Origin of the sequence: Ralstonia soli, from assembly GCF_023955655.1 — a bacterium.
Classification (GTDB): domain Bacteria; phylum Pseudomonadota; class Gammaproteobacteria; order Burkholderiales; family Burkholderiaceae; genus Ralstonia; species Ralstonia soli.
Genome location: NZ_JAMXHT010000005.1, coordinates 398,631 through 412,785, shown reverse-complemented (window position 1 = coordinate 412,785; position 14,155 = coordinate 398,631). Strand labels below are relative to the sequence as shown.

The window sequence follows — 14,155 nt, the reverse complement described above, 5'->3', positions numbered from 1 at the left end:
ACGCCTCGCGCCACCGGCATCGATTACCGGCGGCGCGAGGTTCAGGCCAAGGGTGAAGCGAGATGGGTTGAAGTCAGTTCCGCATGTGCCGGCCGGATCAGCGTGCTTTTGCCGAAGAGGCTTTCCATGAGATCGACGACCAGTTCGGCCGTCTGATTGCGCATGTCGAGCGCGGGGTTGAGTTCGACCACATCGAGCGAGCGCAGCTTGCCGGTGTCGGCAATCATCTCCATGCACAACTGCGCTTCGCGGTAGTTCGGCCCCCCACGCACCGTGGTGCCCGTGCCGGGAGCGATTTCCGGGTCAAGGAAATCGACATCGAAACTCACATGCAGATGCACATCGGGGTCAGACACATCGCGCAGGGCGCGCTGCATCACCTCGCGCATGCCCAGCTCGTCAATCCGGCGCATGTCGTAGGCCTCGATGTCGAGGGTCTGGATCATGTGCTTTTCGGAGTCGTCAACGCTGCGCAGGCCGATCTGCCGAAGCTCGCCCGGTTGCAACGCCGGGCGCAGCCCGCCCAGTGTTGCGAGGATGGCAGGCCCGAAGCCATACAGGCTGGCGACCGGAATGCCATGCACGTTTCCCGTGGGCGAAATGTCCGGGGTATTGCAATCGGCATGCGCGTCGAACCACAGCACGCGCAGGCGCTTGCCCTGTGTCTGGCAGTGGCGCGCGACGGCACTGATCGAGCCGATCGCCAAGTGATGGTCACCGCCCAGCATGATGGGCAGGCGCCCCTGGCTCAGCTCCGCGAACACCGCGTCATGGACGGAGCGGTTCCATTGCACGCACTCCTCCAGGTTGCGCAAGCCGGACCGGTCGTCGCGCGGTCCGCGCGGGTTGGGCGGACCCGCGAGGTTGCCCAAGTCATGCACGTCTGACCCGAGGGCCGCAAGCGCGGGCCCAAGCTGCGCCACCCGCAGCGCATCGGGCCCCATGCACGCGCCGACCCTGCTGGCGCCAGCGTCGCTTGGTACGCCGATCAACGTGACGGGCAACGGCACCTGCGTGTGCACCGGCGGTACGTCGAGTGAGAGTCGCGTATTCACAGCGCAGCCACCTCCGGCTGAGGGGTGACAGCGCGCGCGGAAGACGCCGCAGCGCGGCTGCCGTGTTGGGTCGCTCCGAGCAACGCGAACAGGTTCTTGGGATCGTCCAGTGCCGGGATCAGCTCCAGCGGCTCCAGCATGTCCGCAGACGCGGCCAACGCACGCATGTGCCGTAGCGCCGAGTAATCCTCCAGCGCAAAACCGACCGAATCAAACACGGTGATCTGCGCATCCGACGTGCGTCCGGGCGCGTCTGCGCTGAGCACGCGCCAGAACTCGGTAACGGCAAAATCGGCGGGCATCTGCTGCAGGTCGCCTTCGATGCGTGTCTGCGGCTCGAACTCAACGAACACGTCGGCGCGCCGCAGCACTTCGGCGGCCAGTTCGGTCTTGCCCGGGCAGTCGCCCCCCACCGCATTGATGTGCATGCCGGGGCGGACCATGTCGGCGTGCAGGATCGTGGCGTAGGCCTTGTCGGCCGTCACGGTGGTCACGATGTCCGCGCCCTCCACAGCCTCAGCGGCGCTGCCGCAGCAGACGACATCGAGGTCGTACGGTGCGAGATTGGCTTGCAGCTTGCGCGTGGCGGCGGCGTCAATGTCGAACAGCCGCAGTTCGCGAATGCCCAGCAGCCCATGGAAGGCCAGCGCCTGAAACTCGCTTTGCGAGCCGTTGCCGATCAGCGCCATCGTGCGGCTGCCGGGACGCATGAGCCGGCGCGCCACCATGGCCGAGGTTGCCGCGGTGCGCAGCGCGGTGGTCAGCGTGAGCTCGCTCAGGAAGACCGGCATGCCGGTCGCAACACTGGCCAGCGCGCCAAACGCCATCACCGTCGGCAAGCCATGACGCGTGTTGACGGGGTGGCCGTTGACGTATTTGAAGGCGTAGTCCTGCTGGTCCGACACGGGCATCAGCTCGATCACGCCATCCTGCGAGTGGTTGGCAACGCGGGCCGACTTGTCGAAGTCTTGCCAGCGCATGAAATCGGCCTCGATGGCGAGCGACATGCCGCGCAGGCACTCGATCACGCCGACGCGGGCAACCAGTTCTGCGGCCTTGCGATGGCTGAGGAAATCCGTGTGGACGCCTGCGGAAATGACGGGGGATGTAGGTGTTGTATGGGACATGGCAAGTTCCTTGTTGGCCTCAGCTCCTGGGTCTGGCAAATCGGAGTTGAGGCATCGGCAAGGAGCTTCCCATAACGAAGATTCAAATCATATCGACAAAACTGCAGTCATATTGGCAATATGTTGCCATATTGAATGGTTGAATCTTGCAAATGGACAACATCGATCAGCAGCTCATTGCCCAACTGCGGCACAACGCCCGTGCCAGCGTGGCCACCCTGGCCAAGCGGCTGGGGGTGTCGCGCGGCACCGTAACCAACCGCATCCGCAAGCTCGAAGACAGCGGCCTCATCGTCGGCTACACCGTGCGTCTGCGTCCCGAAGCCGAAAGCGCGGGCCTGATGGCCTGGATGAGCATCTCGATCGAGGGCAACGACGCCCGCCGCGTCATTGCTTCGCTGCTGGGCGAGCCCGGCGTGTCGTCCTTGCACAGCACCAACGGACAATGGGACTTGCTGGCCGAGTTGCAGGTCACCAGCCTTGCCGAACTGGCCCACGTGCTTGAGCGTGTCCGCCTGATCAAGGGCATTCACAACACCGAGACCAGCATCCACCTGGAGACCTATCGCACGCCGCTGGGGAAGGGAGAAAAGCTGGCGTCTGCCTAAAAGCCGGCGGTCACGGGCAGACCTTGCAGATTGCTCACACACGCTGCCATTTCGCTAGAAGACTGTGCAATACGCAAAGAATGTTGCAGTGTGAACTGCCGTTCGCCTGTGAAATACTTTGCCGTCGCGCAGTTTGCGATCGTGTTTTTCTCACCATTATTTTTCGAACATTCACAGGGGACAGCCTATGTTTTCAACCGTTCGCGGCGGCCATCGCATCCGGACGCTGACCAGCCTGGTGGTTGCAGGGCTACTCAGTACCGCCTGCGCGCAGACCGGCAACTTGCCCAGCCAGCCCGCCGCTGCAGTGCCGACCGCCGCGGCCAAGCCCAACACGCTCGGGCCGTCCGGCGAAGGGCTGAACAACCAGCTGATTGGCGCGGTAGCGTGGAAACAAACGGCGGCGGAATACCGCGCGCTGTACTACCAGGGATTCAACATTGCGCGCATGCACGTCGAGGCGGCAGTCAAGAACCGCAAGCCGGGCGACAAGCCGCTGGCGGTCATTACCGACATGGATGACACGATCCTGCTGCCGCTGGCCTATTGGGGTTACCTGATCAACCAGAACCAGGATTTCTTCAACGATCCTGAATGGGACAAGTGGATCCCGCGCGACCAGATCGTGCCGTCGCCGGGCTCCCGGGCCTTCCTGCAGTTCTGCAAGGACAACGGCGTGGAGGTCTTCTACGTAACGAGCCGCGATCAGGACGAGCACACCTACGACTACGCCATGAAGCACCTCAAGGTGCTGGGCGCGCCCTACGCCGACACGGATCACCTGACCGTGCTGCGAGACACCAGCAACAAGCAGCCGCGCCAGGACGAGATCGCCAAGAAGTTCGACGTCGTGGTGTACCTGGGCGACAACCTCAACGATTTCCGCCGCAAGTTCTACGTCAAGAATGTCGACGAGCGGATGAAGGTGATGGAGAGCGAGCGCGACCAGTTCGGCCGCAAGTTCGTGCTGTTCCCCAACCCGACCGATGGCCACTGGCTGGCCGCGATCTTCGGCGACTCCGAACCGCCGCCCACCGATGACAACCGCCGCCTGTTCAAAAAGGCGGCGACCCGCACGGCGTGGGATGGGCGCTGAGCGCTTATAGCATCCGCCCACCACGGTGGAACAACCCCGGAAGATCCCCGTCTTCCGGGGTTTTCTTTTGGCGAACATCACCAAAGAAAAAGCCCGCGGGCCGGGGGGCGGGCGGGCTTAACACCTTTAGCCTTTGACGACGAAAGATGGTCGGGTGTGCTTTGTGAACGAGCAATGCGCCGGAATTCACAAAGCGGGGCCATTATAAAAAAGGGCACGTACGCCGCCATACCCCAACAACGAGGGGGGTCTGTGCCGCTTTCTGACTAATCCCTGAGCGCGGCATCCAATGCCTGCGGTGTCAGCAAACCGCTCGACGCATGGCGCTTGCCATCGGGGCGCAGGATGATCGTGCGCGGCATCTCGCCCTGCCAGCCGGGGTCGAGCGCGGCACGCAGGCGCTCCGGCATGTCTTCGGCATTGGCGTACTGGGGCACGCGTGCAAGACCGATCTTGTTGTCGCGGGCCAGCGGCGCCAGAGCGCGGTTCAGCATCTCGGCCTGGTCCGGGCCGTCCATCGCCACCATCACCACGTCCACGTTCCGCTTGGCGGTGCGCCGCCATTGCGCGATGCGCGCGATGTTGTCGCGGCAGTAGCTGCATTCGAGCGACCAGATCTCGACGATGAGCGGGCGCGCCTGCGGCGTCTGCAGCAACGCAGGCACATCGCGTGCATGCAGCGGCTGAAATTGCAGCGCACCGGCCGCGTGCACAGCAAACGCAGCGGCAGACAACGCCACGCCCATCGCCAGCGATTTCCATCGAATGTTCATTGCGATGCCTCCAGTGTTGCGTTGGCCGTAACGGCGCTGGTCACGTCGATCAGGCGGTAGCCCTCACTCTGCGTGCGCCATGACAGAAAGACATGGCCATCGCGCGCGAGCAGTTGCGGATGGTCATTGCCGCCATTGGTGTTCGCCACGCTCGCGGGGGCCGTCCAGTGCGCGCCGCCGTCCGTCGATTTGCGCAGCAGTATCTGCATGCGGTCGTCGGAAAACTGCTTCCACGCCAGCCACAGCGCACTGTCCGTCGCAAGCAGTGCGGGGTGCGATGCCTGCGCGCCCGCCTGCGCCGAACCAGCAAACGCCCATGCGCCGCCGATCGGCTTGCCGTCGGCCGAGAGCCGGCTGTAGAACAGCCCAGGCTTGTCGTTCATGACCGAGAACCATGCCATGTGCCGTACGCCATCGGCCGTGATGGCGAGCGCCGGGCCGTGGTGCGGACATGCATCGACCCGCCATTCCGAAAACGTCGCGCGCGCGATGGCGAGCGGCGCGCGATCGGCTGACAGCGCGACCGGCAACGTGGTCAACGCGTGATCGCGGATCTGCCCGGCAAACACGTTGCGCCACAGCGCGACCATGTGGCCGTCGGCATCGGGCGCGAGCGCGATACGGCAGCACTCGCACGTCTGGTCGATGACCTTGCGCTCGGGGGCGAAGGTGGCGCCACGGTCGGTCGATACGGTGTAGTACGCCGCCGCACCGTCGTACGGTTGTTTGGCGGCTTGCGCGCGCAGCAGGTCGCGCTTGTCGATCCACGTGACGAAGATGCGGCCGGCGCTGTCCACGGCAATCGAATCGAAGCGGTGCGTGATCGGCTGACGATCGTGGTGGACCGTCACCGGCGCGCTCCATGTCTTGCCGCCGTCGAGCGAGCGTGAGAAGCGCACGAAGCCCGTGTACGGTTCATCGAGCGGACGCGACCAGCTCACGTACAGCGCGCCGTCCGGGCTGGCGATGACTTTCGGGCGATTCTCGCCGTCGGTGTAGATCGGCTCGGGCTGCGGGTTCACGCGCTGCGGTCTGGAGAGCGTCTTGCCGAAGTCATCGGACGAGGCCACCACGACGTGCGGCCCTTCCGCCCACGTCACCCACAGGCGGCCCGCCTTGTCGAACGCAGCCGTGGTGGCGAGCTGCGCGCGTTGTGGCTGGGCTGCAGCCGTGCTGGCCATGGCGCCGTGATCGTGGCCTTCGTGCGCAAAGGCAACCGTCGTTGCCAAAGCCAGCAGCAGGCCTGCCATCCACCGGGAAGTCGAATTCATTACAGACGCCATTTCAGTTGCCCATAGAAGGTGCGAGACGGATACGGGTGGTACACGAAATACCGCCGATCGGTCAGGTTGTCGACGCCCAGCGCCAGCGTGAAATGCTTGTCGACGCGATAGCTGGCCTTGAGGTCCACCGTAAAGAAGCTGCTGGTGCCACCGTAGACGTTGGGCAGCACGTCGGTGTTGTCGAGCGTGCCGTATTGGCGGCCGGAATAGCGCACGCCTGCGCCCACCGTCCAATCCGCCGTGGCGTGCCAGCTGGCAAACAGGTTGGCGCGCATGCGCGGCATGCGTGGCCAGGTCTTGTCGACGTAGGTCGGGTTGGCCGCATCGGCCAGCGTCTTCGATTGCGTGAAGGCGACGTTGGCCTCGACATCCACACCGCGCACGCCCGCGCCTTGCAAAACGTCATGCCCGGAGTACGCCAGCTCGATGCCGCGCGTGCGCACGCGATCGACGTTCTGCACGTTCGTCACGTTGGGCGTAACGGTGATGTTGGTCTGCGTGTAGATGCTGTCGCGCACGTCGCTCTGGAACAGGCTGGTGCGCAGCACACCGTAAGGCACAGCCTGCTCGACGGTGAAGTCAAAGTCGTTCGCGCGCTCGGGCTTGAGATTCGGGTCGTTATTGACGATGGTGTTGCCACTGATCGTGCCCTGGAACAGTTCCGCCACCGTCGGGAAGCGCACCGCACGGCCATACGACAGCCGCAGCAGCGTGTCTTGCGTGGCCTGCCATTGGATGGCCGCCTTGGGCGAGAACGCATCTTCGGTGCGGCTGGCGTAGCCCAGCGTCGTACCGCCGTTACCCAACTGACCGTTGTAGGCGCGCCAATTCTCATAGCGCAAACCCAGCGTGGCCAGCCAGCGCGGCGAAAAGGCCCACGCATCCTGCAGGAAGACGGCCTGCGTTTGCGTATCGCCCTGGTAGCTGGATTTCAACGTGGACAGCGTTTCCGCCGACCAGTTGGTTGCGTTGAAGGTCTGGTTGCGCAGGTGGTACTGGTCGACGTGGTAGCCCGTCGTGAAGGTGTGGCCCGACACCGTGGGCGACGTCGCCTTGATGTCGAAGTTGGACCAGCCCGTGCCGTCGCCGTAAAACACCGTGCCGGGGCCATTGCCGGCCGCCGTGTTGGACGCACGCAGGATGTCGCGCGACACGTTGTAGGCGGACGCGTTGGTGTCGATCTTCCAGCCGCCGAGTTTGCCCTTCACGCCCAGGCCGTAGAGCCAGTTTTCCTGATCGCCGTTCTGCGGGGCGAAGGTGTTCTGGGCAATCGTGTACGGCGTACCGTTGATCAGCACATTGCCGCCAGTGACTACGTTGCCAGCAGCGTCGCGGAGGAAGCTGACGGCTTGATCGTTGAAGTGGTTCTCCCAGTGGCCCAGCGTGAGCGATGCCTCCAAGCTATCGCTGAAAACGTAGCCCAATCGCAGCGTTTCCTGCAGTTGCTGCGTGCGCTCCAACAGTTGCGGCCCCAGGATCACGCGGGGTTGACCGTTGGGGCCGAGGTCTTGCCTGGCGCCCGTCACCGGCACCGGCGTGCCACCCGCCGTCAACCTAGAGTTGGGCGTGGCGTACTGCATCGGCTGGCTGTCGTTCTCCAGCCGATCGACCGACAGCGCATACCAGAACTTGCCGATGCGATCGCCCAGCGAGGCGCTCTCATGATTGCCGGTGACGTTGCGCGAGAAGCCGTACGCATCGTTGTAATGCTGGCTCATCACCTGCGTCTGCGCGGCGGCCTCGAAGGTCTCGGGGCGGCGCAGCGTCATCGAAATGGTCGTTCCCATCGAGTTGCCCGGCAGCAGTGCCGAGAACGGCCCGTACAGGATGTCGACGCGCGCCAGATCATCCGGCCCGACCATCGACCAGCGCGGCGGAAAGCTGTAGCTGGAACCCAGCAGGTTCGAGAGCAGGATGCCGTCTGCGTACAGCAGGCCGCGTGCGCTCTGAATCTCGTTGAAATCGCGGCCGGCGAAGATGGAGTTGCGGTCGCCGATGAAGCGGCGGCGCACCATCACGTTGGGCTGGTACTTGACCGCATCTTCGGTGGTGACGACGTTGCGGTCGGCCAGTTGGTCAGCCGTCACGGTCTGCACGACGGCCGGCGTGTTGCGGGCGAACGGCGCGGGGGTGGTGTTGGCACGCACCACGGTGGGCGCGAGTTCCTGGGTGACGGGCGCGGGGGCCGCGTCGTCTGCAGCAAAGGCGGACAGCGGTGCCGCAGCGCTCAGCGCGAGCGCGGCTCGGCACACCAGCGTGCGCCTGGGGCCGGCGGCCGCAGTGCGCTTGTGGGATGACATCGGGATGGTCTCCGGATTGCGATGGCGCTGGCCGAACAGGAGGCCAAACGCAAAGGCGCCACGGAGTTCAATCCCCGCAGGCGCGTCAGATCGACAACGACGGAGAAACCGGAGGCGCGCGCGACTCGGCCACGCGCAGCGCGCTGCGCGCGTACACCGGTGCCGGGCTGGCCGGCTGCCGCACGCGATAGGCGAAATGGGCGATGGGCACATCCAGCGCCGGCGGGGATGCCAGCGCAAACCCGGCGGCAAACCCCGGGCAGTACAGGCAATGCGCCACGCTGTGGTGGGCTGCCGAATCGTCGGCGGAGCCATCGCCCTGCAGATCGACGGCAATCTGGACGGTGCTGCCCGCTGTTCCGTCATGCCGTGCCGTGGCACTGCACAGCTCGACGGCGAGCGTGCCCGTCTGCGCTGCGCGCGCAGACGCGAGCACCGGCGACAGTACGTTCAGTACGATCGCGAGCCAGACGAGGAAGAGCCAGCGGCGATGGAGCATGAGGGGTGCAACGTCAGAATGTGTGGAGTATAGCGCTGCACACAGTTCCTCGATTTGCCTGCGGCACAGTGCCGCGTGAAGCCGGATTCGGGCAGAATTAGCCTTAATTATTGGATTGGCTATAATTTATACCGATTCCAATAATCAGGTCTAAAACGGAGCTTTCATGGATTCCGATACAGATACCGGCCGCTTCAACTTCCACCGCCAGGACCTCGCCAACACGCTGTGCGACAGCCTGGAGGGCAAGGGCTTGGCCGACGCGCGCTCCGGCCTGTTCCTGGCAGCACCCCGGCGCACCGGCAAAAGCACCTTCCTGCGCGAAGACCTGGTGCCCGAGGTCGAGCGCCGCAAATGGGTCGCCATCTACGTGGATTTGTGGGCCGACCGCGCCCGCGACCCCGGCCACCTCATCGCCGACGCCATCAAGTCCAAGCTCGCCCAGTTCGACGGGCCGATCGCCAAGCTGGCCAAACAGGCCGGCATGGAAAAAGTGGACGTATTGCGCACATTCACCTTCAACCTCGGCAAGATCGGTCTGCCGCCGGGCATCACGCTGGCCGATGCGCTGGATGTGCTCTACAAGGCCGTCCAGCGGCCGGTCGTGCTGATCATCGACGAGGCACAGCACGCGCTGTCCACCGAGGCGGGGACGAACGCCATGTTCGCCCTCAAGGCCGCACGCGACCAGATGAACCAGGGCGTGGAAGAGCCCCGCCTGTTCCTGGTCTTCACGGGGTCGAACCGCGACAAGCTCGCCAACCTGCTGCTCAACCGCACGCAACCGTTCTTCGGCTCGCGCGTGACCAACTTTCCGCTGCTGGGGCGGCCGTATGTGTCGGCGTATACGGCGTGGGTCAACCAGCACCTGGCGCCCAACAACCAGTTCAAGGAAGACGACATGTTCGCCGCCTTCCAGTTGGTCGGCCACCGGCCAGAGATGCTCAAAGGGATCGTCAGCGAGATCGCACTGGAACTCGGCGAAGCCGCCAGCCTGGGCGAACTGCTCAAGCGCGGCGCGCAGGGTTTCCGCGACCGCATCTGGGGCGAAATCGAAAGCGACTACGCCGCGCTGACCGAAATCCAGCGCGCCGTGCTGGCGGTGCTGATCGAGCGCGGGCAAGGCTACTCGCCGTTCTCGGAAGACTCGATGAAGGCGTATGCGGCAAAACTCGGCCACAGCGAGTTCTCCACGGCCACGGTGCAGGCTGCGCTCGATGCGCTGCGCGACAAGAACCTGATCTGGAAGGAATCGCGCGGCGCCTATGCGCTCGAAGACGAAAGCCTGGCGCTGTGGTTTCGTGAGACGCGGGGCACGCATGCCGTACCGCCGCGCCTGAGCACGTAATGGCGCCATCACCGGCGGCCGTTACACTGCGCGCATTGCATTCACAGGACTGCCGAGGGATGAGGCACATGGCACACCACCGCACCACGTGGCGCACATTGACGGCGGCGCTGTGCCTGCTGGCGGGCATCGGCGCGGCCGCCGCGCAAGACGCACCTGTGCAAGCCCCCGCCAACTGCCCGCCGCCTGCCGCAAGCTTTGCCCCCAAGGACGGCTGGGCTGCCGCTGCCCAGCGCGCGACAGACCACGGCGTGCTCTGGCGCATTGAAAGAAACGGCCGCATCTCATGGCTCTACGGCACGATCCACGTTGCGCGCGCCGACTGGATGCTGCCCGGGCCCGCTGTGCGCGACGCACTCCAGCACGTTGACGCCATTGCGCTCGAACTCGACCTGCTCGACAAAAACGCCGACCGCGCATCGCTCACCCCGCTGCCCACTCGCGACGACCGCCGGCTCCTGACCGGCAAGCGCGGTGCACGTTTCAACAAGCTGCTCGCGGCGGCGTGCCTGCCCGACGCCGCGCTCACGCAGATCCGCAAGTTCGAACCGACCATGCAGCTCGCTTCGCTGGCGGTGCTGGGCGCGCGCACCGACGGGCTCTACCCCGATTTCGGCATCGACCTGTTCCTGACCACTTACGCCAAGCGGCAGAACCTGCCCATCGTGCCGCTCGAAACGCTGGCCGAGCAGGTGCGCGTGCTCAATGAAATCGTGCCGAAAAACGAAGTCGCGCAGCAGTTCGATACCGTGCTCGACGCGATCGAATCGGGCGAGGCCCGCACGCAGACGCTCACGCTCGCAAACGCCTGGGCCGAGAGCGACCTCAGCACGCTCGAACACTATCCGCAATGGTGCGATTGCCTGAAGACACCGTCGGACAAGCGCGCCTTCGAGCGCCTGGTGACGAATCGCAACCGCGCCATGGCCGAGAACATCGCGCGTGTGCATACCAACGGCCAGCGCGTGTTTGGCGCGGTGGGCGCGCTGCACATGATCGGGCCCAAGGGCATTCCAGCACTGCTGGCAGCGCGCGGCTTTACGGTCACACCGGTGTTGCCCGCCTCGCACTGACACTGAACTGGAGTCACGCTGTTGGAACTGCTTCGGATTGCCTTGCTGTTTGCCGTCACCGCCGTGGCGGAAATCGTCGGCTGCTACCTGCCGTGGCTGATATTGCGGCAGGGCAAGTCCCTCTGGTTGCTGCTGCCCGCAGCCGCCTCCCTCGCGCTGTTCGCGTGGCTGCTCACGCTGCACCCCATCGCTGCCGGCCGCACCTATGCTGCATATGGCGGCGTGTACATCGCCGTGGCGCTGGTGTGGCTGCGCGTGGTCGACGGCGTCACCCTCACACGCTGGGATATCGGCGGCGCAGCAATTGCACTGGTGGGGATGGCGGTGATCGCCCTGCAGCCGCAGGCCGGCTGATGCTTTGCTGATTGCAACGGAACCGTAAGGCGCGGCCACGCGCCGATGCGGGATCATCGCTGCCTGCCGCCCCGTTCATCCAACCGTTTTGGAGGCCCCGATGCCTGCCACCACCCTCAAACATCTGCTCGTAACGTCGACGCTCATGTTCGTCACTACGGCGGCCTCCGCCCTGACCACGTCGCCCGCCGCCTTCAGCGATCAGGAGCTGCAGGCCATGCTTGCGCACAGCAAGCCCGCGCAATCCGCCAAACGCACCGAACCGGTAACCCGGCAGAGGCTGCACGTCGGCCTGAGCGATCCGAACACGCAACTCGTCCTGCCCTGGTTCCTGGCGGACCTGGTGGACGCCGTCAATCAGCGAACCTCGCCCCAGGACGTTGCGAAGAAGCTGCGGGACGGTATCTGACCCCACCCGTTTTCCGCCGTCGCCGGCATCACAGTGCTGTATATTTGTACAGTTATTTTCTGTGACGCCCGCCGTGCTTGCCGCCTCCCCCACCCCTGACACTGCCCATACCCCGGTCACCCCGGGTTACCTGGCCCAACTGAACGACCAGCAGCGCAAGGCAGTCGAGTTCGGCATTTCGGGGGCAGATGCAGCGGAAACCGGCCCGCTGCTGGTGCTCGCGGGCGCCGGCTCGGGCAAGACTCACACGCTGGGCTGGCGTGTGGCGCACCTCGTGGCCAACGGGGCCGATCCGCAGCGCGTCTTGCTGCTGACATTCTCCCGTCGCGCGGCGAGCGAGCTGTCCAACCGCGCTGGCCACCTGCTGGCGCGCGCCATGCAGGGCGAACGCACAAACAATGCACTGAACGCCGCCGGCACGTCGTACAAGACCACCCTCCCCTGGGCCGGCACCTTCCACGGCATTGGCGCGCGCCTGCTGCGCGAGTACGCTGATCGCGTCGGCCTCGCGCCCGATTTCACCATCCACGACCGCAGCGACTCGGCAGACCTGCTCAACGTCGTGCGCCACGAACTGAACCTGTCGACCAAGGAACGCCGCTTCCCGCTCAAGCAGACGTGCCTGGCCATCTACTCGCGCGCCATCAACGCCGAGAGCCCGCTCAACGCCGTGCTCAAGCACCACTTCCCGTGGTGCACGATGTGGGAAGCACAGTTGCGTACGCTGTTCGATGCGTATGTCGAGGCCAAGCAGGCCCAGCACGTGCTCGACTACGACGACCTGCTGCTCTACTGGCACGCGATGGTGTCCGATGCCGAACTGGCGGCGGAAATCGGCGCGCGCTTCGACCACATCCTCGTCGACGAATACCAAGATACGAACCGGCTGCAGTCGTCCATCCTGCGTGCGCTGCGCCCCGATGGCCGCGGCGTGACGGTGGTGGGCGACGATGCGCAATCGATCTATGCGTTTCGTGCGGCAACGGTGCGCAACATCCTCGACTTCCCGCGGCACTTCTCGCGGCCGGCGCACACCGTGCTGCTGGAGCGCAATTACCGCTCGACGCAGCCCATCCTCGATGCCTCCAACGGCGTCATGCGCTTTGCCACCGAGCGTTTCGCCAAGACGTTGTGGACGGACCGCGCGTCGACACATCGCCCGCGGCTGATCTCGGTGCGCGACGAGGCCGATCAGGCGCGCTGCGTGGCCGAACAGGTGCTGCATCAGCGTGAAGGCGGCCTCGCGCTGAAATCGCAGGCAGTGCTGTTCCGCACCGCAAGCCACAGCGCGCCGCTGGAAATCGAACTCACGCGCCGCAACATCCCGTTCGTGAAATACGGGGGCCTGAAGTTTCTGGAAGCGGCGCATGTGAAAGACGTGCTCTCGGTACTGCGCTGGGCCGAGAACCCGCGCAACCGCATCGCCGGGTTTCGTGTGATCCAGTTGCTGCCGGGTGCCGGCCCTGCCACGGCCGCACGCGTGCTCGACGCCATGGCCGAGGCCGTGGACCCGATTGCTGCGCTGCTCGCCTACGAACCGCCCGCACGCCTGGCCGGCGACTGGGCCGCGCTGATGGCGCTGATGCAAACCCTGCGCACGCCGAAAGACAGCCTCGCATGGGCCAGCGAACTGGAAGCCGTGGGTGCCTGGTACACGCCGCACATGGAGCGCCTGCACGACGATGCCGCCGTGCGGCAGGGCGATCTGGACCAGCTCGCCCGCATGGCCGCCACCTATGCCACGCGCGAACGCTTCCTCACCGAGATGACGCTCGACCCGCCGGAGCTGACCAGCGATGAATCCGGCGACCCGTACCGCGACGAGGATTACCTGATCCTCTCGACCATCCATTCATCGAAGGGCCAGGAGTGGAAGGCGGTGTACGTGCTCAACGCCGTGGACGGCTGCATGCCGGCCGACCTGGGCGCCGGTTCGCATGAGGAACTGGAAGAGGAGCGCCGCCTGCTGTACGTGGCGATGACGCGCGCGCGTGAGCACCTCGACATCCTGGTGCCGCAGCGCTTCTATGTCACGCAGCAGACGCCCAACGGCGACCGCCACATCTACGCCTCGCGCACGCGCTTCATTCCGCCCGCGCTGCTGCCGCTGTTCGAGGCCTGCGCATGGCCTGCACCCGAGCCCGGTGCGGACCCGGCAGCGGAAGCGCGCGCCGCCGCCAAGGTAGACCTCACCAAGACGATGCGCGGCTATTGGAAGAAGTAACGTGTT

13 protein-coding genes are annotated in these 14,155 nt (G+C 65.2%); 7 read left to right on the top strand and 6 right to left on the bottom strand.

Annotation, left to right across the window (positions count from 1 at the left end):
• Positions 1-41: 41 nt before the first annotated feature.
• Positions 42-1,055 (bottom strand): arginase, encoded by a 1,014-nt coding sequence (gene rocF / locus NG900_RS15055; RefSeq protein ID WP_252681773.1) that lies wholly within the window; start codon positions 1,053-1,055, stop codon positions 42-44.
• Entirely contained in the window at positions 1,052-2,182 is a 1,131-nt protein-coding gene (locus tag NG900_RS15050; RefSeq protein ID WP_252681770.1) for an ornithine cyclodeaminase, read from the bottom strand. Before NG900_RS15050 ends, rocF begins: the two co-directional genes overlap by 4 nt.
• Positions 2,183-2,334: 152 nt before the next feature.
• Here NG900_RS15050 and NG900_RS15045 point away from each other — a divergent pair, with 152 nt between their 5' ends.
• Both NG900_RS15045 and NG900_RS15040 read left to right on the top strand, forming a co-directional pair.
• A complete protein-coding gene (locus NG900_RS15045; protein WP_252681768.1) occupies positions 2,335-2,790 on the top strand; it encodes an Lrp/AsnC family transcriptional regulator in 456 nt (151 codons plus the stop codon).
• 187 nt (positions 2,791-2,977) lie between these two features.
• A complete protein-coding gene (locus tag NG900_RS15040) occupies positions 2,978-3,886 on the top strand; it encodes a 5'-nucleotidase, lipoprotein e(P4) family (protein ID WP_252681766.1) in 909 nt (302 codons plus the stop codon).
• A gap of 266 nt (positions 3,887-4,152) precedes the next feature.
• On the opposite strand, the gene NG900_RS15035 is transcribed toward NG900_RS15040, so the two are convergent.
• The 4 genes from NG900_RS15035 to NG900_RS15020 all read right to left on the bottom strand — a co-directional run bounded on the left by NG900_RS15035 (position 4,153) and on the right by NG900_RS15020 (position 8,741).
• Complete coding sequence (locus NG900_RS15035; protein WP_252681764.1) at positions 4,153-4,659, bottom strand: thioredoxin domain-containing protein; 507 nt, start codon at positions 4,657-4,659, stop codon at positions 4,153-4,155.
• On the bottom strand, positions 4,656-5,909 hold the full coding sequence (locus tag NG900_RS15030) for a sialidase family protein (RefSeq protein WP_420804159.1): 1,254 nt from the start codon (positions 5,907-5,909) through the stop codon (positions 4,656-4,658). The genes NG900_RS15035 and NG900_RS15030 overlap by 4 nt, the downstream gene beginning before the upstream one ends.
• 20 nt (positions 5,910-5,929) lie before the next feature.
• Positions 5,930-8,242 carry a TonB-dependent receptor gene (locus tag NG900_RS15025; RefSeq protein ID WP_252681760.1) on the bottom strand — a complete coding sequence of 771 codons (2,313 nt, stop codon included), beginning with the start codon at positions 8,240-8,242 and terminating at the stop codon, positions 5,930-5,932.
• An 85-nt stretch (positions 8,243-8,327) separates the two neighbouring features.
• Positions 8,328-8,741: a DUF2946 domain-containing protein gene (locus NG900_RS15020; protein ID WP_252681758.1), complete on the bottom strand. Its 414-nt coding sequence runs from the start codon at positions 8,739-8,741 to the stop codon at positions 8,328-8,330.
• A gap of 166 nt (positions 8,742-8,907) precedes the next feature.
• Between NG900_RS15020 and NG900_RS15015 the strand changes: the two genes are divergently transcribed.
• From NG900_RS15015 to NG900_RS14995, 5 genes are all read left to right on the top strand, one after another.
• Positions 8,908-10,089, top strand: coding sequence for an ATP-binding protein (locus NG900_RS15015; RefSeq protein WP_252681756.1), 1,182 nt, complete (start codon positions 8,908-8,910; stop codon positions 10,087-10,089).
• A 68-nt stretch (positions 10,090-10,157) separates the two neighbouring features.
• On the top strand, positions 10,158-11,162 hold the full coding sequence (locus NG900_RS15010; protein ID WP_252681753.1) for a TraB/GumN family protein: 1,005 nt from the start codon (positions 10,158-10,160) through the stop codon (positions 11,160-11,162).
• Positions 11,163-11,183: 21 nt separating this feature from the next.
• A complete protein-coding gene (locus NG900_RS15005; protein ID WP_252681751.1) occupies positions 11,184-11,516 on the top strand; it encodes a YnfA family protein in 333 nt (110 codons plus the stop codon).
• Positions 11,517-11,616: 100 nt separating this feature from the next.
• On the top strand, positions 11,617-11,925 hold the full coding sequence (locus NG900_RS15000; RefSeq protein WP_252681749.1) for a hypothetical protein: 309 nt from the start codon (positions 11,617-11,619) through the stop codon (positions 11,923-11,925).
• 73 nt (positions 11,926-11,998) lie between these two features.
• Positions 11,999-14,149: an ATP-dependent helicase gene (locus tag NG900_RS14995; RefSeq protein WP_252681747.1), complete on the top strand. Its 2,151-nt coding sequence runs from the start codon at positions 11,999-12,001 to the stop codon at positions 14,147-14,149.
• Positions 14,150-14,155: the final 6 nt, after the last annotated feature.